Raw genomic sequence first — 18,985 nt, 5'->3', positions numbered from 1 at the left:
ATGGAAACTCAGCCGCTCAAGGGGGTTGCCGCCGGGGGGCTGTCCGCCTGCGCACAGGCGCAGGTTGCGGCCGGGCGTTCCAGAACCTGCAGCGGATGCTGCTGGCGCTGCACCCACCAGCTCTCCGCCAGTTGGTGTGCCGCAAGCGGCGTGAGTTCCAGACCCAGTGCCCGGATCAGCAGTGCCAGCGTGCCGATCACCGCCTGCTCCCCGTAGCTGTCCTCTGTTTCACCTTCCCACACCTGGATAAAGTGATAGAGGTTGAGGCGCTCCGGCTTCACCAGTTGACCGGGACGCATCAGCCGCTCCCAGCTGGTGGTCCAGGCTGCGCCGTCACTGACTCCGAACAGCTCCACGGAACGGTCCGGGATACGTTCCAACTCGCCGCCGTCACCCTTGCAGATCAGGGCAGCGGGCTGCTCCAGCAGCAGGGCGGCCTGTTGATGAATCGGGGCAAAGTTGGGATGGAACACCCCCATGACCGACAGCGGTGCGGAGAGCGGATTGAGCATGCGCGCCACGGTATGCAGGGGCGGCCGCAGGCCAAACAGGTTACGGGTCTCGATCAGCTCGGCGGTGAGTGGCGAGAACTTGCTGATCGGCAGATAGGCGAAGCCCCGCAGCCGGAGCTGCTCCTGGGCATCCACCAGGGAACGGGCCGTTTCAATCTCCAGCGCCTCCAGCGCCTCCGGCACATAGAGCCGTTCATCATCGCGCCGCAGCCCGTGCATCAGCACCGGGTAGCCGCGACCGGCCAGGATCAGGGCCGCCAGCAGGAACCAGGGCAGTTGCCGTTTCTTACCGGCATAGGCGGCCCAGTCGATAGCGGGCTGGAAGGCCGACTCCGCCACGTGAAAACTTTCCCGCAGGGCCTGGGTAAAACCGGCCACCTCTTCGGCACTCTCCTCCTTGATCCGCATCAGCATCAGAAAGGCACCCAGCTGTTCCGGCTCCACGTCATAGCAGGCGATCATCCGCATCGCCTCGTAGGCCTCCGTGCGGCTCAGTCCGCGCATGCCCTGGCGTCCTTTGCCGAGAATCTGGATAAAGCGTGCAAATGGATGCATGAGGGTTTCCACCTTTACTCGTTTTGTTCAAGCCGGTCCTGCGGAGACGCTGACCATTGTCATTCGCCGTAGACCAGGCGCAGTTTTTTTCCGGTACGTCCAGGTTACCGGGACTGTTCGAACCGTTTTCTGACCGCCGCCCGTACATCCTCATCGGGGTCATCACGCAGCGCTTCCAGCTGTTCCAGCGGTGCCCGTTGGCTGGCCACCAGCCGTACCCGCCAGTCACTGTCCTGCAAAAAGGGACCCAGGGCGTCGACTTCGATCCGGGCGGCCACGATACGGCGTATCTCGGACGAGCTGTCATCCCGCATCAGTCCCAGACTCTCCACCGGCAGCCGGCTGGCCACGGTCTTGCGCACTTCGCGCTCCGGATCCCGCAGCAGACGGAACAGTCGTCCGGTCTTGAGCCGCCGGGCCACGTACTGCCGCACCAGGTAATCCTCGTCCTGGGCCAGCTGTTCCAGCTGCTCCGGCGGCAGACGGTCCGCCACCGTTACCCGCACCTCCCGATCCGGGTCATTGACCAGGGTGCCCAGGGACTCCACCGGCAGGCGATAAGCCAGCACCCGCCTGACTACCTCATCGGGATCATCCAGCATCCGTAACAGACGCTGTATCGACAGATAGCGGGCGGCAATGGCGCGGCGCTCCCAGAACGGGTCGCCGGCATACTGCTCCGCCAGGTCCGGATTGATTTTGAAAAAGCGCGCAATCTGCCGTCCACTCGGGGCACCGACACAGGCATCCCCCGGGTGACAACGGCCCTTTTGCAGCCGGTCATCCCGGTGTGGACAGTTGCGGCAATCGGCGCGCGGAGTGGCATCATCTTCACGGGACATGGTGGCAGTGTTCATTCGGGCTCGATTTCGGCCACCACCACGCCGGTCGCCAGCTCCATGTCCTGGGTGAAACTGAGACAGTGCTGGCTACTGTCAATCAGGTACAGATTGAACCCGCTGGCTTCCAGTACCGGACGGGCCGCCATTACATCGTCATCCATGCAGTAGGTGAAATGGATATCGGGAAAGTGGTTACGCAACAGTCCCACCACACTCTCCGACAACGGCTTGTCAGCCACCAGCCAGTTGATCGCGTTGAGCTGCTCCCGGGTAATCATGCCGTGCTCTCCAGGGTGGAGGGGACAAAGCGCACTCGCTGCTCCGGTGGTTGACCCATGATCTTGGCCAACCAGGGCGGTGCGCTCCTGCCGATCACGGCACCGAGCTCAGCTATCTCAATTGCCGCCGACCCGGCCTGGGGTTTCTTCACCGGATGGATACCGGCCCGGATAACCTTGGCCGCCGGCGTTCCCCCGATGGAGGCGACAAACAGTATCTGGCAATCCGCAATCTGCGCTACGCGATACAGGTTTTTGTCTTCCCCCTTCGGTACGCTGCCGATCTCCCGGATATCGATCAGGCGCTGCTCCGCCGCTCCCACCTGGTAGATCAGGAAACGGCGGCAGGATCCAAAATGGCCGTCCAGCAGATCGCCCCGGTTCGACGCGCAGGCGACCCGGATGCTGTTCGGCATCTCTCCATCCTGATAGGGAACCACCTCGGGCAGCGGCTCCTCGAACACCGGTATATCACCCTTGAGGCAGGCCAGCGCCGCCCTGATCGAGCCGCTGTCCAGGTCGGCCAGTTCCCCATCAGCCGCCGACTTGAGCTGTTTCACTGTCAGGCCGGCGAGCTGTTTTTTATCCGGTGGCAGTCCCACCGCATCATCCAGCACCCGCAGCAGGCGCGGGATGTCGGTTTCCGGTAGTTCACGCGCCGCCAGTCCGATACGCAACGCAATCTCTTTATCGAGGGCTGGGCTGTTCATTGCTGTCTCCTGACTTGAGATAACCGGCCTTCCTGGCGAAGGCCGGTGTTGGATAGGGGGCTGCTCACGCCGCGATAATGCAGTCGTCTTCCATGCAGACATCCAGGCACTGGGGAACATCGAACTCACCTTCGCACTCGGTGCAGCTGTCGGTGTCGATCTTGTACAGCCCCTTGAACGGGGAGATAGATTGGGTGGGACAGACCGGTTCACAGTCACCGCAGGCGGTACAGAGGTCTCTCACTATGGTTAGGGCCATGATAGTTCTCCTTCAATTACAGGTTTCAAACGCGTTTAAAACGCAGCGTGGTGGGAAAGCTGGGCCGGGGCGTGATCGGGTCGATGTAGTAGCGCGAACCATCGGTCAGTTCCACTTCACCCCCCCAACTCTCCTCGGTATCCAGCTCCACGCTGGCGATTTCGTCTTCCTGATCTTTCTTGGCGATGTAGAACAGAAGCGCGCCATTGTCTTTCACTCGAATCATTACACTGGGCATTTTGTCACCTCGTTTCCGAACCCGGTCCCGGGACAGGTTTCGCCCCCGGTTAACCAATCGCACCGGCAACGGTGGCGGAGTCACTGCACAGTGTGGTGAGCAGTGACCCCGTCCCGTTGTCGGTTAGCGGATCAGGTCGTAGTTGTAGTCGGTGGTACCCATGCCGCGGGTCTCTTCGTCAAGCCGTTCCAGCACCGCGTTGACCAGGGTCTTGAGCATGTACATGGCGCCTTCGTAACCCAGGGTGGTATCCCGGTGCATATGGTGCCGGTCAAAGATCGGGAAGCCGATACGAATCAGCGGCACTTCGTGCTCCTTGCCCTTGTGCAGGGTGTCGCGCTGGATGAACTTGCCGTAGGAGTTACCGATCATAAAGTCCGGCTTGTTGGTGAACATCAGGGAACGGAAGTGCCACAGATCCTTGCCGATATGCACTTCACTGTTCTGACCATAGGGGGAGTCCGCCAGCATCTTCTCCAGGCTCTTCTTCCAGCGTTTGTTGGCGTGGCTGCAGAGGATCTGGGTCGGCTCGGCGCCCAGCTCCAGCAGGAAGCGGGTCATACCCATGACAAAGTCCGCATCGCCGTAGAGACCAAACTGCTTGCCGTGCAGCCAGGCGTGGCTGTCGGTCATCATGTCCACCAGGATGCCGCGCTCCCGGGTCAGGGATTCGGGGATCGGCTTGCCGGTCAGTTCGGATATCTTCATGAGGAACTCGTCGGTGGCCTCCAGCCCCATCGGAATGGCGATGTCGGTGACCGGGTGCTTCCAGGTTCCCTTGGTGAACTTGCGACTCTTTACCGACTGCCAGGGCTGCAGGTAGAGGGTGTCGATAGCGTTCGGCGCATCCTTGATCTCCTCCAGGGAGGTGCCGCCGTCGTACATGCGATACTCGCCGTCCGCCGGGGTGTCCAGTACATCGCTGGGATCGGACAGCAGGCTGCAATCCACATCCATCTCCGCCATCATGCGCTTGATCACCCGGAAGTTACCCAGGTAGGTCTCGAAGCCCGGCACGATGTTGATCTTGCCGTTGCTGCCGACCACCTTGTCTTCCATGTGGTTGAGGGTGAAATAGCGCTGGATACCCTCGAACATGTTGTCCCAGCCGGTGGTGTGGGAGCCGACAAAACTGGGGGTGTGGGCGAACGGGGTGGGGAAATCCTCCGCCACGCTGCCCTCTTTCTTGGCGTTGCCGATAAAGGCGTTCAGGTCGTCACCGATCACCTCTGCCATACAGGTGGTGGAGACCGCGATCATCTCCGGCTTGTAGAGTGCCTTGGCATTCTCCAGCCCGGCAAACATGTTCTTCTGGCCGCCGAATACTGCCGCATCTTCGGTCATGGAGTCGGAGACACAGGCGATCGGCTCCTTGAAGTGACGATTGAAGTAGGTGCGGAAGTAGGCCACACAACCCTGTGAACCGTGCACATAGGGCAGGGTCTTTTCAAACCCCAGGGCACACAGCACGGCACCGAGGGGCTGGCACGCCTTGGCCGGGTTGACGGTCAGGGCTTCACGATTGAAGTTGAGCTCCTTGTACTCCTCGGTGGTGGACCACTGGAATACCTCTTCAATCTTCTCCTGGGGCACTTTCTCTTCGAACAGCTCCTGCTTGTTGGACAGGGTATCCTTGTACTCGTCCTGACGGAACAGGGGATAACTCGCTTTGATATCTTCGACTGCTTGACTCATGATCGCTCTCCTCCCGCGCCACTAATCCGTGGACAACGGGTCAGATGAAAATAAACTTGCTACGCCTCGGTTGCAGATTGGGCTGCTACTGCCAGACCAGGCAGTGAGTGAGTAACGGCCCAATCTGCTTTAACGGGCTGTCAGGCGCCGGCCACGGCCGCCTCTGCTGTCTCACCATGGGTTTCCCAGGGTGCCTTGATCTTGCTCCAGCAGGGGTTGTTCAGGGTCATATCCATATCCCGGGCAAAGATGGCGAAACCGTCATAGCCGTGATAGGGACCGGAGTAATCCCAGGAGTGCATCTGGCGGAACGGGATACCCATTTTCTGGAAGATGTATTTCTCCTTGATACCGGAACCGATCAGGTCCGGCTTAACCCGCTTGACGAACTCCTCGAACTCGTAGCCGGTGACATCGTCATAGATCAGGGTGGCGTTACCCATCTCCTTGATGGTGCGGTCGTAGTCATCGTTATGGCCGAACTCGTAACCGGTACCGACCACTTCCATGCCCAGGTCTTCATAGGCGCCGATAATGTGACGCGGCCGCAGGCCACCCACGTAGAGCATCACCCGTTTGCCTTCCAGGCGTGGACGGTACTTGGCGATTACCGCCTCGTACTCGGCCTTGTACTTCTCTATCACCTTCTCCGCATTGGCCTGGATGGTCTCGTCAAAGAAAGAGGCGATCTGGCGCAGGGATTCGGCAATCTTGGTGGGGCCGAAGAAGTTGTACTCCATCCAGGGGATGCCGTACTTCTCTTCCATATGCCGCGAGATGTAGTTCATGGAACGGTAGCAGTGCAGCAGGTTGAGCTTCGCCTTGGGCGTGTTCTCCATCTCCGCCAGGGTGCCGTCGCCGGACCACTGGGCGATCACCCGCAGGCCCATCTCTTCCAGCAGGGTACGGGAGGCCCAGGCGTCACCGCCGATGTTGTAGTCACCCAGAATGGTCACGTCGTAAGGCGTGCTCTCAAAACTGGTGTCGTCGTCCCGGTTGCCCAGCACCCAGTCACGTACCGCGTCATTGGCGATGTGATGTCCCAGGGACTGGGAGACACCCCGGAAACCTTCACAGCGCACCGGCACCACCGGTTTGCTGATCTCGGTGGTGGCCTTTTTGGCGACCGCTTCGATGTCGTCACCGATCAGGCCGATGGGACACTCTGACTGGATGGTAATACCCTTGTTGAGCGGAAACAGCTGCTCGATCTCAGTCATGATCTTGGACAGCTTCTTGTCGCCGCCGAAGACAATATCCTTCTCCTGGAAATCCGAGGTGAAGTTCATGGTGCCGAAGGTGTTGATACCGGTGGTGCCGACATAGTAGTTACGCCGCCCGGCGCGGGAATACTGTCCACAGCCAACCGGACCGTGGGAGATGTGGATCATGTCTTTGATCGGTCCCCACACCACACCCTTGGAGCCGGCATAGGCGCAACCCCGGATAGTCATCACACCCGGCTGGGATTTACGGTTGGAGGTTATGCACTTTTTCGACTGTTCCACCGACTGGTCATTGACCGTGAGATGTTTGGCACGCTCTTCCCGTGCACTCTCTGGGTAAACCTCCAGCACCTCCTGGATCAGGGCTGCTGTCTCTTCGCGTGTCATTGTTGACATAGTTTGTCTCCTTCTCCCGGCACCACTAATCCGTGGATACGCGGGGTCGTGAAAGAAGCCGTCAGTTGGGCCGGGGGGCAACCCCGACACGCCGGGTCGTTTTCAAAAACCGGCTGTGGGCATTCACAGCCCAACCGACAGCGATGCTCACCCCCCTGAAGGGGTCATCCACCTTACGCCTCGGCGGCGGCCTTCTGGCCGATGATGCTCTCGTCTTCCTCATCCATCAGGCCGAACTCCATCAGCAGCTCTTCCAGCGCGTCCATGGTGATGGGTGTGGGGATGACAAAGTTCTGGTTATCGATAATCTTCTGCGCCAGGTTACGGTACTCCTGCGCCTGCTTGGCTTCAGGGTCGTACTCGATCACGGTCATACGCCGGATCTCGGCACGCTGCACTACGTTGTCACGGGGTACAAAGTGGATCATCTGGGTACCCAGCTGACGGGCCAGCTCCATGATCAGCTCATCCTCGCGGGCAGTATTACGGCTGTTGCAGATCAGACCTGCCAGGCGCACGCCACCGGAGTTGGCGTATTTCACAATACCCTTGGAGATGTTGTTGGCCGCGTACATGGCCATCATCTCGCCGGAGCAGACGATGTAGATCTCCTGGGCCTTGTTCTCGCGAATCGGCATGGCGAATCCGCCGCATACCACGTCACCCAGCACGTCATAGAAAACGAAGTCCAGGTCTTCCTCGTAGGCGCCTTCCTCTTCCAGGAAGTTGATGGCGGTGATCACACCGCGGCCGGCACAACCGACGCCGGGCTCCGGACCACCGGACTCGACACACTTGATATCGCCATAGCCCACCTTGAGCACATCTTCCAGCTCCAGATCCTCGACGGTACCGGCCTCGGCAGCCATCTCCATGATGGTATTCTGCGCCTTGGAGTGCAGAATCAGACGGGTGGAATCCGCCTTCGGATCGCAACCGACGATCATTACCTTTTTACCCAGTTCGGCCAGACCAGCCACCAGGTTCTGGGTCGTGGTAGACTTGCCGATACCACCTTTACCGTAAATTGCACATTGACGCAGTGCCATGTCGATCTCCTTACTCGTTGTTAAAGTCAGTGGTGATTGAATACGCTGTATCACCTGCACAACGGGTATTGAGCAAAGCCTGTGCCAAAAACAGATAAAGAAGTTAACTAACTGTATTTATTAACTATTTTTCAACGCCAAGGAACCGACCAAGAGGGTCGGGTTTGCGACAAACCCAATAAAATGTATGGATGAATACAGACAAACCACAGCGGCTGACGCCTCGCTCCCGGCCCACGCCAGAAGCTCTCTCAACCACTGCAATCTGCCGCCGGTGATCCTTGGCAGCCTTACTTTCCAGCACCACCCGGCGCCGCTCTCCCTGGACGGCGTGGCGGAGTTGCACGACGCCCTGTTCCAGAGCCTGGATGGGATCGACGATGCCACCCGGCGAGCGGAAAATTTTCAGGATTACATGCGCTCCGGGTTTCTACTGGATCACCCGGAAGAGGCCGGCCTGCCCGAACGCCCCGGCAAGAAGCACCGGGGCCGGGCCGATTACCTGCGCATTCTGCGCGGCTGGTTGTTCGATCCCGACAGTAAAGAGGCGGCTGTATTAAAAGGTTGGGTGGAGTCCCGCTTCGGCCTCCTGCCACGCAACCACCAGGGACCGGTGGGGGATATCAACTCGCTCCCCTACCAGGCTTACCTGGCGGCCCGCACCCAGGGGCTGTACAACACCAACGCGCTGGAGTCCCAGCTCGATCTGCTCTACACCTACTGCCAGTACGAGATAGCCCGGCAGTTTCCCGGACAGACCCATCTCACCCTGTACCGTGGCATTAATCGAATCAATGAACACGAAGTGCTGCATCAACCGGGCCGACATCGTTACATTCTGGTACTGAATAACATCAACTCCTTTACCGGCAACCGGGAACGGGCCGACGAGTTTGGTGACTATATCCTGGAAGCCGCCATACCCCTGAGCAAGCTGGCCTACCTGCCGGGCCTGCTGCCGGGCCGCCTGAGTGGCGAAGATGAGTACCTGGTGATCGGCGGCGTGTACGAGGTGAACCTGAGCGCTTTCTAGCAGAAACGGTGTAGGAAACCCGACAATTGTCCCTGCCCCGCCATACAGAAAAACAGCTAAGTTACTGTTCCAACAGCCAACACCCCATTTGGCCCGGCTCTTGCTCCTGACAGCTAATACCCACTAGTCAAGGAGTACCAAACATGGCAGAGACAACTATGCTGACGCTCATCGAGGGCATCACCAGCGGCGATATTGTGCCTTACCTGGGACCCGGTGCACTGGAAGGCGTGACTCACCTGGACACGGGCGAACCGATCCCGGCCGACAGTGACAGCCTGATCCTGGCCATGAACAACGGCAATCCCATGGCACCGCGGTTGATGTATGAATTCCCCCGGGCCGCCATGGATATCGAACTGAAACGGGGACGCAGCGCCGTCAACCGGTTCCTCGACACCCTGTATGGCGATACCCGCTGGAGTCCTTCACCACTGCATAAGTGGCTGGCGGATATCCACACCCCCTATGTGATCGACATCAACCGGGACAGCCAGCTGCAGCAGCACTACGCTGATCGTCCCCATACCCTGATTCGCGGCATCTCCCGTGTTGCCGGCACCGACTACCGGTTTCGTATCCATCACTACGACGGTACCACTTACTCCGCCGGGGAGATCCCCCAGGAAGCGGTGGATCCATCGCTGCCGATCCTGTTCAAACCGATGGGCAGCCCGCTGCCGGACGCCACCTATATCGCCTCGGATGCCGACTATGTGGATTACATCACCGAGTTGATGGGTGGCTTCGCCATTCCCGGTTTCGTCAAGCAGTACCGGCGCGGAAAACAGTACCTGTTCATCGGTCTGCGCATGACCCGGGATACGGAACGGATGGTTTTGTCGGACATGATCTACGATGCGGCCCAACCGGCCGGCTGGGCGCTGATTGCCGAACCCAACGACAAGGAGCGCCGTTTCTGCAAGCGGATGAATATCCACATCATCGAAGCCGAGGTGGGCGAGTTGATGGCCGCTGCCGGGATGTCGGCGCAGCACTGCGCAACGTTGCCGTTACGGAATGAACAGCGGATCTGAACCAGAACCGGGCGGGAGACTGACCGGCTATCCGCCGGACCGATCTCCCTGTCCCCGATCCACACCACACCCCAGGCGCACACCGTCACCCTGGCATACCGACCAACACCGGAGCGCTGTCCGTGCAGCCGATTATCAAACCCGATAACCCCTGCTACCGACTCGGCGTAAAGATCATGGACCAGACCCACAACGAGTTCATCTCCCTGGTCAATCAGCTTGCCGAATCGGAGCGGGACAATTTTATCAGGCTGTTTGAACAACTGGTTCGACACACCCATGCCCATTTTGAATCGGAAGGGCAACTGATGGAGCTGTACCGGTTCCCCGCCATTCGTGAACACATGGATGAACATCAGCGGGTGCTGGGGGAGCTGGATCGCTTTGCTGAGAAAGTCGCCCGGGGTTCCCTCGCCATGGGCCGGGACTATGTAACAAACCACCTGCCTGGCTGGTTCGATCTGCATGCCCGCACCATGGACAGCGCCCTGGCGGCGCATCTTAAACTGCACGGTAACCGGTAGCCAGGTGCCCCGTGGGCATAAAAAACATGCCCACCCTACCGGGCTGGATAGACAACAGCCGCACTCCTGTAGGATGGGTACATGGTGCCCACGCTGCAATCCGTACCGCGCTTCCCCCGTGGGCATAGAAAACATGCCCACCCGGGTTGGATGGACAACAGCCGCACTCCCCCGTAGGGTGGACGTTACACAGAAGGACAGAAATTGTATTAATTCGACACTGCGGATTCCGGCCCGGCCCACCGGGCGGTTGCCGCCAACTCCAACAACGCCAGCGCCTGTTGTTCGCAGGCGCTGCGCACGTCCCGATCCAGCGCCCGCAGCCAGCGTCTCGGAATGGCTTCGACGCCCTGACAGGCACCCGCCAGCATGCCGGCGATGGCGCCGGTGGTATCCGCATCGCCCCCGCGGTTCACTACGTCGATCAATATCGCTTCCAACGTACCCTGGTTGAACAGGGACTGAAACACCGCCTGCAGGGTCTCCACGATCCAGCCACCGGGATTCTGCACCGGCCGCCTGTCAAAACGGTACGCGGGCTGTTGCGCTACCAGTTGTCCGGCAATCTGTTGAAGGGTCGATAAGGGTTCGCCCCGAAAGGCGGCGACCAGCATGTGCAGTACCGCCTCGGTACCCGCATCGGCCTGGGGATTGTTGTGAGTGATGTGGGACTGGATACGGGACGCCTCCAGCAGCAGCTCAGGCGGGGCGTTCCAGTAGGCGATAGCGACCGGCAGGGAACGCATACAGGCACCGTTTCCGGCATCGAACTCGTTCTCGGGCACGGCGGGCACACCGCTGTCCCGGAAGTGCACAATGCCGCGCCGTACCGTGTGGCCGATATCCACCGGCTTGCTGCGCATCCAGTCACTGAATGCCCGCGCCACCGGTACCGCCTGGACGCCCCCCTGCGCCAGTATCGCCTTCCCCAGGGCCAGACTCATGCCGGTATCATCGGTCACCTGGCCGGGTTTGAGATGCAACCAACCGCCACCGATGATGCTGTCATGCACACCGTAACGGTCACGGATTTCATTGGGGGTGAGAAACTCGGTGGTGGCACCGAGGGCATCCCCGACCGCCAGCCCCAGGTAGGCACCGATGGCCCGCTGTTCAATGGAGAGTGATCTGTTCATCGTCCTTCACTCCCCCGTGGGTTGTGTCCACCCCGGCAACCATCACTGCCGCCGATCTGCTCGTCCATCCCCGGCAACCTGCTGTCGTCCTACTCCTGCTCAAAGCAGTTGGCGTAATCAATACAGACCTCGCAACTGGGTGAGCGGCAGACATAGATCCCCTCGGACTCGCACAACTGCTTGTAGAGGAAGCGTTTCCATTTCATGTTCCTGTCGTTGCGCCGGGCAAGCGGTGCAAAGTGGTCCAGCATCAGCCGGGTCAGATCGGGGCGGCTCCACAACCCCAGGTCCTGCCACAGGTGATCGCTCCCCAGGCAGCCGGCAGTGACAATGCCGGCAATCCATTTCTCCGAGGAGGTGATACCACTGCGATGGGCCAGCAGCAGACTCAGCAGCTCCGCTTGCTCGTCGTCACGATCGGGCGCCAATGGCCGGCCAAAGTGGGCCAATCGGTCGGGATCGATGCCGGGGAAATGGCGTGCCATCAACTGCCGGTAACGCAGCTCACCCAGCCCCAACCAGTCGGGCAGCACGCCCCGACCCAGCGACCAGGAGGCGAGCATGCGGGCCAGGTTCTCTTCAGCCGGTTCCCCGCGACGCTGGGCCATCAGGGCGGTATATATTGATGCCAGCGATTCATCCGCCTTGACTGCGCTCAGCATTGTTCGGTTCCCGTCCCGGCGCAGACAGCGCAACAGGGTAACACCCACGAAGCCGGGGACCAGCGGTCCAGCCTGGAATATGTATCGGCATTTAATCAGCGCCATGCGGAACTCCGTTTCGATCAGGTCGGTTTGATACGGCAGTCACCAATGATCTGTGCCTGGCAGGCGAGTCGGTCATGCCGTCCCGCCATGTTCTCCTTTAGCACCTTCTCCTCCAGAACACTGGGCTCGGTGAGGTTATGCCAACCCTCCTGAACATGCATGATGCAGGTACCACAATCGCCCTCCCGGCAGCCGTAGACAATACCGGCGCCAACCTGCTCGGAAACCTCTATGACCCGGGTACCGGCCGGCACGCTGACAGTGCGATCAATATCTTCAAAGGTAATGTTTGCTTTCGCCATTGCTGCTCACCTGTGGTGTAAAACCTCGCTGCGATAAACTCTCCTGCCCCTACAGATCGATCACGGCACAGGCCGCCCTGTCCGCCTCTACCGGGCAGCTGTTCAGGTCGGTTAACAGATCCGTCGGAATACCCAGGGCGATCAACACCGGGCCGGACTCAAATCCGGACTGCCGGAACGAGCCGTACTGCAACAGCGGCCGGCGGATCAGCAGCGGCTCGGCCAGCATCAGCCGAAGAGCCTGGTCCGGCTCCAGCCGGGCAATCTCGATCGCCCCGTTTCTGACCGCCGGAGCGGTGCTGTTAAACCATTCAGATACCGGTTTACTGCCGAAAAACGGCCGCAGAGTCTCCACTGTCCAGGGCTGACTCAACAGATTCCGCACCTCCGGCTGGTAGCCCAGACGCTGGAGCAGTGCCAGTTGCTCCCGGTTACCGACACAGCCCGGCTTTTCATAAAACCATAACCGGGTCATGGGACAAGGTCCGGTTGCCGCTCATGCAGGAGCACCAGCAGAGCAGAGTTGCGCTGCCACAGGCGATGCGGCAAGTGGGTCCAGGCCGGTTGGACTCCCGCTGATGGCCGTTGTCGCAACCCATGCAGCCAGCGTCGACAACGGATTGAAACCGGGGCGGTGGATGGGGTGCTCTTGAAGTTGCTGATCGTGGACACGGGCTGCTCCTATTGTGGTTAACGGGCCTGGATCTCCGCCATCACCTGAGCCATGCGCTCCGGCTGGATACCGGTGAGCGAACCGGGCGGGTTGGCCGCCTCGCCAAACGGATTCAGGATGGCCCCCTCGATGGGACAGATGCTGACGCACTGGGGATCGGCATAGTCCCCCTCGCACTCGGTGCACTTTTTCGCATCTATCCGGAAATGGGGTCGCTGTTCGGAGATTGCCTGGCTGGGGCAGAGCGGTTCGCAGGCCCAGCAGTTGACGCAACTATCAATAATTTCATAAGCCATGCTATTGCTCCTCAGGCACCCGCCTGCAAACGGTCAGGTGTTGCGCTTTTATCGGCCAGGCCGCGCTTCACCATCTCGGCGTATACTGCCGCTACGGCCTCCTCGATCGGCTCCATGGCGTGTTCACCATTTGGCTCTATTCCGGCTGACTCCAGCTGCTCCCAGGGTTCGTAGCCGATCTTGGAACAGAGCACCGCCTCGCACCCATCCAGGGTGCGGATGATCTTCTGCAAGGTGGTCTCCGCGTCACCGCAGGTGTCACCACCGCTACAGTAGAGATCCACTTTGCGATGGCCGATAAAACGGACGTCGGTCATGGAGGCCTCGTAGACCAGGAACTCTTTGGCATGGCCAAAGTGCTGGTTGATTACTCCGCCGCCACTGGTGGCGACCGCCATCAACACCGGTCGGGTCTCCCGCTTCTTCACCTGTATGGATGAGAGTGCCACAAAGGTCTCTCCGCTCTGGCGCTTCTGCGCCTCCCGGTTGGCCTCCACGGCGGCCTGGTACTCGGCACGTCGCTGCATGGCCGCCGCGTAATCCACCTCCATGTTCTCAACCTTGTCCATGGTGAACTCGTCGCCCCGATCCTCGCCCAGCATGCCCACTGCATCGGCACGACACTGACGGCAGTGACGCATCATGTTCATGTCGCCGGCACACTTATCCTGCAACGCCTGCAACTCGCTGTGGGTGGGACCACGCTGCCCCATGACGCCGTAGAAGGTGCCATGCTCCGCCTCGGCAATCAGCGGCATCACGTTATGCAGGAAAGCACCGTTGGCCTTCACCACCTTGCTCACCTCTTCCAGATGCTGGTCATTGACACCGGGGATCATCACCGAATTGACCTTTACCAGAATGCCCCGTTCGGTGAGCATCTTCAGTCCTTTCTGCTGCTGCCTGATCAGGATCTTTGCCGCCTTGCGACCCTTGATGCGCCGGTTGTTCCAGAAGATCCAGGGATAGATCTTGGCCCCCACGTCCGGATCGACACAGTTGATGGTGATGGTGACGTGGTCGATATTGTGCTTGCACAGCTCATCCACCTGCTCCGGCAGGGAGAGTCCGTTGGTGGAGACACAGAGCTTGATGTCCGGCGCCTTTTCGGTGAGCTGGCGAAAAGTTTCGAAAGTGCGCTCCGGATTGGCCAGGGGATCACCGGGTCCGGCGATGCCCAACACCGTCATCTGGGGAATATTGGCCGCCACTGCCATCACTTTCCTGACCGCCTGATCCGGCGTCAGCAGTTCTGACACCACACCGGGACGGGACTCGTTGGAGCAGTCATATTTCCGGTTGCAGTAGTGACACTGGATATTGCAGGCCGGCGCCACCGCCACATGCATGCGGGCGAAGTGGTGATGCGCCTCCTCGGAGTAACAGGGATGGTTGTGCACCTTCTCGCGTATATGCTCGGGCAGATGAGACAGCTGATCACTGCTGCCACCGCACCCGGAAGAACTGCAACCCCCCCCGGAAACCTCATCTGCCACCTGGCCTGCCGTTTGACCTAATACCGTCAACTCCATCACCGGATCTCCTGATCAACGCCTCATCAAGGCTTGAAACAACACTGAACTGATCAGAAGCAAAGAGTGTGCCCGCTTGAATTCAGTCACTTATCTATCTGTTTATTCTTGGTTTTTATTATTTCTGAAGAGCCATGCATGGTTATGTAGACGACAAAAGAGGGGGAATTGTCGGGAGTGCTACGTTGTTGCCAATCCCGGTAGGGTAAGTGGGTCGATGGTACGGGAAGGTGGAACGGCGGATAGATTGTGGAAGCCTGAGCTCCGATGTTGGAAGCATCTCTCCAACTGATGCAAATACCCTGGCCCAGGGTTTGTTCGCCTAGTGAAACCTGGGGAATAACAGTTGAACAGGGTAAGCACCCTCATTTCACCCTAATAACGGTGTCGATGGACACGCCGCCTGTTGTTCGCAAAGCCGTTTGATCCGGCCGTATAGCGCGTGATCTATTTTCCTGCACACCTGGATTTGGCCTCAGACAGCTCTAAAACCGTTCCGTTCCAAATCATTTGTTAACGGATACCTGTTCCATGAGCTGATCCCTAATTAATTGACTATCTTAGCTTTTTCTATTGCTTATATTTATGTTGCATCGCACAATAGGCCACTAATTGCGGCCTATTTCAACCTGATCGGGAGGTCATGCAAATGCAACAGGAACTCCACTTTTCGGAACACTACGCTGATTCGGTCCAACTGGATAATGGCCGGCAAATCCGTTTGCGCCTGGTTCGCCCCTCCGACAAGCAGGAAATGGAACGGGCTTTTTCCGAGCTTTCGGCCCTCTCCCGCCATAAACGTTTCTTTGCCGCCAAGGCCTCACTCTCAGAAGCGGAACTACGCTATTTCACTGAGACCGATGGATACGACCACTTCGCCATCGCCGCGGTCGAACTCGACGAGTCGGGCAGGGAGGGCAACGGGCTGGGCATTGCCCGCGCAATTCGCATTCGCGACGATGATGAATGCGCTGAAGTGGCTATCACTGTGGCCGATCACATGCAGGGCCAAGGGATCGGACATCTCCTGTTGGATCGCCTGGTAGACGCGGCGCTGGAACGCGATATCGCCCGTTTTCGGTTCGAATGCCTGGCGCACAACCAGGAGATACAGGCCCTGATCCGTAAAGTTTGCCGGATCATCGACACCCGCTATGATGGTGAAGTACTGATTGCTGAAACAGACCTACCCAAGGAGAGATCCGACACTGTCTCGCCGGCTCAGACCAACCTGTTCGATCTCTGTACCCTGCTGCTAACCTGGGCCACGCAATCGGTTGACCTGCAGATCGATCTTGGACGAACAACCATGAAGCAAACCATCCACGCTACCCATCGCAACTTCAACCTGTTGTCGGCGTTATCCCGGTCAAAAAAACCTGACACAGCCGTTAACGAGGTGAGATATTAGCTCACCAGGCTCTCAAGGAGATCGCCTGGTTCCGGATGTTTCCACACCGGCTGCTGCTAAATCGCTCAGGCCGAATTCACCCGGCCCGTGGCCTTTGTAGTGCCATTTCAGGAGCCAATTTAAGCCACGGTTATTATGCTTACCATCGCCGCCATTGCCACATTTTGCCTCACCGCCATCATGGCAATGGCCGGCGTCGGGGCGGCATTTATCCTGGTACCAATATTTCTGGCGTTGGGCGTGGAGATCCATGCCGCTATGGCTACCGCACTGCTGCTGAACGCCATTTCCACCAGCGTTTCCACCACCACATTTATCCGCAAACGCCTGGTGGAATGGCGCCTGGCCGTCCCGATACTGATTGTGGCCGTGGCACTGTCACCAGTTGGCGTAAGCGTCAGCCAGGGCCTGGATCGTCAACTGTTGTTATGGATGTTTTCCGGTTTCCTGATTTTCGCCAGTCTCATGATGTTGATCTACTCTCCAAAACCTGCACCGGCCACTATCACGCCAGGCAGCCAGCTGTTTCGTGGCATGGGCCTTGGCGGGGTTGCGGGCTTTGTCGGCGGACTACTGGGGGTTGGCGGCGGCAGTATTATCGTGCCCACACTGGTCGGTTCCGGGGTTGAACCCAAGCGGGCCTCCGCCACCGCCTCTTTCGTCGTTGTGTTCGCCTCTCTGACCGGCTTTTTTGCCCATGCAACACTCTCTGAAATGGACTATGCCCTGGTGGGTGTCACCGGCCTTGCCTCAGCGTTGGGCGCCGCCCTGGGAGCCTGGCTGATGAGCGAAAAACTGAAAAGCGGACAACTCAAATACATCATCGCAATGGTACTGCTGGCGACTGCCATCAAGATCGTCTCGGGACTGGTGTAACCTTATCCGGCTACGGAGAGATGGCAAACAAAACACCCCCGTGTAAACACTGCGGCCGATCATTCGAGGTGGAGCACGCCATCGGCTGGCGCTCCAGCAGAGAACAGTTTACTTGCGATGATTGCTACAACAACGGTAAACGGGACTGGGCTACAGACTACGATAGTGAGCAGGGCTTCTGAGCCATGCAGAGGGCGGATTGAGCCAGACCCGGAATTATCTGAAAAACTCCGGCCTGGTAATCCAGGACCGGAGTTTATCCATCAAGCTCCACACCACATCGGCTGATGGCAGCGAAGCTGTAGATTCCAGCGAGTATCAGAACTTACTCACCCGCTTGGTTCCGGGCATTTTTCCACTGAATCTGCTGCTTAATGCTCAACCCAAGCGCTTCCAGGTAAGGCACCACACCATTCTTGCGGATCACATCCCTGCCGGCCTTTGAGTGGGCAAACTTGAGGAAGTTTTTCAGCTCAGCGGCATTTTCACTCTCCTTGTCGATCACCAGGTAGAGCGGCCGATACAGCAAGTAGTGACCGGATTTGATGTTCTCAAAGCTGGGCTCCTTGTTGTCCAGCTGGAGGATTTTTACATTCCGTTTCCGGGCGCTGCTGATGCCGGTCATACCGATCGCGTTTACGTCATTTTCAATAGCTTCTTCCAGGGGACCGGATGACTTGTAAACATTGATCTGGGGGAAATCCATGTCAGGATCGTTGAACACAAGCTGTCTTATCGTCAGCCCCACTCCGGAGATCTTGCCGCGGCGGACTGCCAGCTTCAACGGTCGGCTCTCGCCAGTGAGCTGCTTCCAGTTTTTGATCTCGCCACGATAGAGTGACCGGAGCTGCTCCATGGTGATGGAGTTCAGTGGATTATCCGGGTGGACAATGGCGACCAGGGCATCCCAGGCGACGGGATTGAAAGAGATTTTGGATTCGGGGGCCTCCCCTTTGATCCGGTAGCGACAGGATCCGCCCATATCCGCCGAGTGCTCCGAGGTGGATCTGATACCTTTGGTGGCGCCGCCACCCTCCAGCACAATCTCAACACCGGTACTCTTTTTATAGGCGATCACCAACTCCTGCATGAAAGCCTTTTTAGTTATTCCGCAACCTACCCAGGTTAACGTGACTGCGTTGGATATAGTGGAAAATAGGAAGAGAACAGCCAACAACCCTATGCGATGATATACATTGCTCATATGTATGGCTCTTTGGTGGTTTGTGTCAAATAGATGACTTATTGCAGATTTTTGTCATTTCTGCTTTTTGTTCGTGCATTGGAACAGATAGCCAGTGATAGGGCTATTAGCAAAAGTAATTTAAAGCATGGTGGTTTTCCTTAGGCTGCGTTAGCGTATTCCCTACAAAATCCTTCAGTATTTCATCCCAACCCTCCAGCGGAATAGCCAATAGCCGGCTCTGTTTGACCCAGCTTTCCCAGCTATTTTTCCCAGCAAAAGCCGACTGCGGCTGCCTGAACAGTGCCCCAGCAACCAGCAGGACCGGCCCCTGATGGGACTATGCGATGGCGAAATAGATCAATAGGGGCGATTCGCCCTGATCCTCCGGTTTACCGGAAGCGTGGTGACGGGGCTGAAGAGGGGGAAAGCGGGTTAGCTAACAGCCCCGGCAG

General features: G+C 58.6%; 22 protein-coding genes. 5 read left to right on the top strand and 17 right to left on the bottom strand.

What is annotated here, in order from left to right; translation table 11 throughout:
* Nucleotides 1-8: 8 nt before the first annotated feature.
* The 9 genes from AAY24_RS16660 to nifH form a co-directional block, all read right to left on the bottom strand.
* Complete coding sequence (locus AAY24_RS16660; protein WP_052761292.1) at nucleotides 9-1,067, bottom strand: glycosyl transferase family protein; 1,059 nt, start codon at nucleotides 1,065-1,067, stop codon at nucleotides 9-11.
* A gap of 104 nt (nucleotides 1,068-1,171) precedes the next feature.
* Nucleotides 1,172-1,924, bottom strand: a complete 753-nt coding sequence (locus tag AAY24_RS16655) for a 4Fe4S-binding leucine-rich repeat protein (protein WP_234422197.1) — start codon at nucleotides 1,922-1,924, stop codon at nucleotides 1,172-1,174.
* Nucleotides 1,921-2,187, bottom strand: a complete 267-nt coding sequence (locus AAY24_RS16650) for a DUF6129 family protein (protein ID WP_046860627.1) — start codon at nucleotides 2,185-2,187, stop codon at nucleotides 1,921-1,923. The genes AAY24_RS16655 and AAY24_RS16650 overlap by 4 nt, the downstream gene beginning before the upstream one ends.
* Entirely contained in the window at nucleotides 2,184-2,897 is a 714-nt protein-coding gene (locus AAY24_RS16645; RefSeq protein WP_046860626.1) for a dinitrogenase iron-molybdenum cofactor biosynthesis protein, read from the bottom strand. Before AAY24_RS16645 ends, AAY24_RS16650 begins: the two co-directional genes overlap by 4 nt.
* Nucleotides 2,898-2,961: 64 nt before the next feature.
* Nucleotides 2,962-3,156 (bottom strand): 4Fe-4S binding protein, encoded by a 195-nt coding sequence (locus tag AAY24_RS16640; RefSeq protein ID WP_046860625.1) that lies wholly within the window; start codon nucleotides 3,154-3,156, stop codon nucleotides 2,962-2,964.
* 25 nt (nucleotides 3,157-3,181) lie between these two features.
* Nucleotides 3,182-3,394 (bottom strand): putative nitrogen fixation protein NifT, encoded by a 213-nt coding sequence (nifT, locus tag AAY24_RS16635; protein WP_046860624.1) that lies wholly within the window; start codon nucleotides 3,392-3,394, stop codon nucleotides 3,182-3,184.
* A 123-nt stretch (nucleotides 3,395-3,517) separates the two neighbouring features.
* On the bottom strand, nucleotides 3,518-5,089 hold the full coding sequence (nifK, locus tag AAY24_RS16630; RefSeq protein WP_046860623.1) for a nitrogenase molybdenum-iron protein subunit beta: 1,572 nt from the start codon (nucleotides 5,087-5,089) through the stop codon (nucleotides 3,518-3,520).
* A 140-nt stretch (nucleotides 5,090-5,229) separates the two neighbouring features.
* The gene (gene nifD, locus AAY24_RS16625) at nucleotides 5,230-6,711 is read right to left on the bottom strand and encodes a nitrogenase molybdenum-iron protein alpha chain (protein WP_046860622.1); all 1,482 of its coding nucleotides are present in this window, start codon (nucleotides 6,709-6,711) and stop codon (nucleotides 5,230-5,232) included.
* A 173-nt stretch (nucleotides 6,712-6,884) separates the two neighbouring features.
* Nucleotides 6,885-7,760 carry a nitrogenase iron protein gene (nifH, locus tag AAY24_RS16620; protein ID WP_046860621.1) on the bottom strand — a complete coding sequence of 292 codons (876 nt, stop codon included), beginning with the start codon at nucleotides 7,758-7,760 and terminating at the stop codon, nucleotides 6,885-6,887.
* A gap of 187 nt (nucleotides 7,761-7,947) precedes the next feature.
* Here nifH and AAY24_RS16615 point away from each other — a divergent pair, with 187 nt between their 5' ends.
* From AAY24_RS16615 to AAY24_RS16605, 3 genes are all read left to right on the top strand, one after another.
* Entirely contained in the window at nucleotides 7,948-8,793 is an 846-nt protein-coding gene (locus AAY24_RS16615; protein ID WP_046860620.1) for an NAD(+)--dinitrogen-reductase ADP-D-ribosyltransferase, read from the top strand.
* Nucleotides 8,794-8,936: 143 nt separating this feature from the next.
* Nucleotides 8,937-9,830, top strand: a complete 894-nt coding sequence (locus tag AAY24_RS16610; protein ID WP_046860619.1) for an SIR2 family protein — start codon at nucleotides 8,937-8,939, stop codon at nucleotides 9,828-9,830.
* Nucleotides 9,831-9,952: 122 nt separating this feature from the next.
* A complete protein-coding gene (locus tag AAY24_RS16605) occupies nucleotides 9,953-10,354 on the top strand; it encodes a bacteriohemerythrin (protein ID WP_234422196.1) in 402 nt (133 codons plus the stop codon).
* Nucleotides 10,355-10,563: 209 nt separating this feature from the next.
* Here the strand turns inward: AAY24_RS16605 and draG are convergent, their stop codons facing one another.
* The 7 genes from draG to nifB all read right to left on the bottom strand — a co-directional run bounded on the left by draG (nucleotide 10,564) and on the right by nifB (nucleotide 15,060).
* Nucleotides 10,564-11,490 carry an ADP-ribosyl-[dinitrogen reductase] hydrolase gene (draG, locus tag AAY24_RS16600; RefSeq protein WP_046860618.1) on the bottom strand — a complete coding sequence of 309 codons (927 nt, stop codon included), beginning with the start codon at nucleotides 11,488-11,490 and terminating at the stop codon, nucleotides 10,564-10,566.
* Between the two features lie 89 nt (nucleotides 11,491-11,579).
* Nucleotides 11,580-12,257, bottom strand: coding sequence for a nitrogen fixation protein NifQ (locus AAY24_RS16595; RefSeq protein ID WP_234422195.1), 678 nt, complete (start codon nucleotides 12,255-12,257; stop codon nucleotides 11,580-11,582).
* A 17-nt stretch (nucleotides 12,258-12,274) separates the two neighbouring features.
* The gene (locus tag AAY24_RS16590) at nucleotides 12,275-12,559 is read right to left on the bottom strand and encodes a 2Fe-2S iron-sulfur cluster-binding protein (RefSeq protein ID WP_046860617.1); all 285 of its coding nucleotides are present in this window, start codon (nucleotides 12,557-12,559) and stop codon (nucleotides 12,275-12,277) included.
* A gap of 49 nt (nucleotides 12,560-12,608) precedes the next feature.
* Nucleotides 12,609-13,034, bottom strand: coding sequence for an ArsC/Spx/MgsR family protein (locus AAY24_RS16585; RefSeq protein WP_046860616.1), 426 nt, complete (start codon nucleotides 13,032-13,034; stop codon nucleotides 12,609-12,611).
* A complete protein-coding gene (locus AAY24_RS19320; protein WP_199930418.1) occupies nucleotides 13,031-13,231 on the bottom strand; it encodes a hypothetical protein in 201 nt (66 codons plus the stop codon). The genes AAY24_RS16585 and AAY24_RS19320 overlap by 4 nt, the downstream gene beginning before the upstream one ends.
* An 18-nt stretch (nucleotides 13,232-13,249) precedes the next feature.
* On the bottom strand, nucleotides 13,250-13,528 hold the full coding sequence (locus tag AAY24_RS16580) for a 4Fe-4S binding protein (RefSeq protein ID WP_046860615.1): 279 nt from the start codon (nucleotides 13,526-13,528) through the stop codon (nucleotides 13,250-13,252).
* Nucleotides 13,529-13,539: 11 nt separating this feature from the next.
* Nucleotides 13,540-15,060, bottom strand: a complete 1,521-nt coding sequence (nifB, locus tag AAY24_RS16575) for a nitrogenase cofactor biosynthesis protein NifB (protein ID WP_046860614.1) — start codon at nucleotides 15,058-15,060, stop codon at nucleotides 13,540-13,542.
* 649 nt (nucleotides 15,061-15,709) lie between these two features.
* Here nifB and AAY24_RS18660 point away from each other — a divergent pair.
* Nucleotides 15,710-16,471: a GNAT family N-acetyltransferase gene (locus tag AAY24_RS18660; RefSeq protein ID WP_052761291.1), complete on the top strand. Its 762-nt coding sequence runs from the start codon at nucleotides 15,710-15,712 to the stop codon at nucleotides 16,469-16,471.
* Between the two features lie 135 nt (nucleotides 16,472-16,606).
* On the top strand, nucleotides 16,607-17,347 hold the full coding sequence (locus AAY24_RS16565) for a sulfite exporter TauE/SafE family protein (protein ID WP_046860613.1): 741 nt from the start codon (nucleotides 16,607-16,609) through the stop codon (nucleotides 17,345-17,347).
* A 325-nt stretch (nucleotides 17,348-17,672) separates the two neighbouring features.
* Here the strand turns inward: AAY24_RS16565 and AAY24_RS16560 are convergent, their stop codons facing one another.
* Nucleotides 17,673-18,437, bottom strand: coding sequence for a substrate-binding domain-containing protein (locus tag AAY24_RS16560; protein ID WP_052761290.1), 765 nt, complete (start codon nucleotides 18,435-18,437; stop codon nucleotides 17,673-17,675).
* Nucleotides 18,438-18,985 lie beyond the last annotated feature (548 nt).

It is taken from the genome of Sedimenticola thiotaurini (assembly GCF_001007875.1).
In the GTDB taxonomy this organism is placed as follows: Bacteria; Pseudomonadota; Gammaproteobacteria; order Chromatiales; family Chromatiaceae; genus Sedimenticola; species Sedimenticola thiotaurini.
Note: the sequence above shows the minus strand (reverse complement) of the source record. Positions and strands in the feature narration are given on the sequence as shown.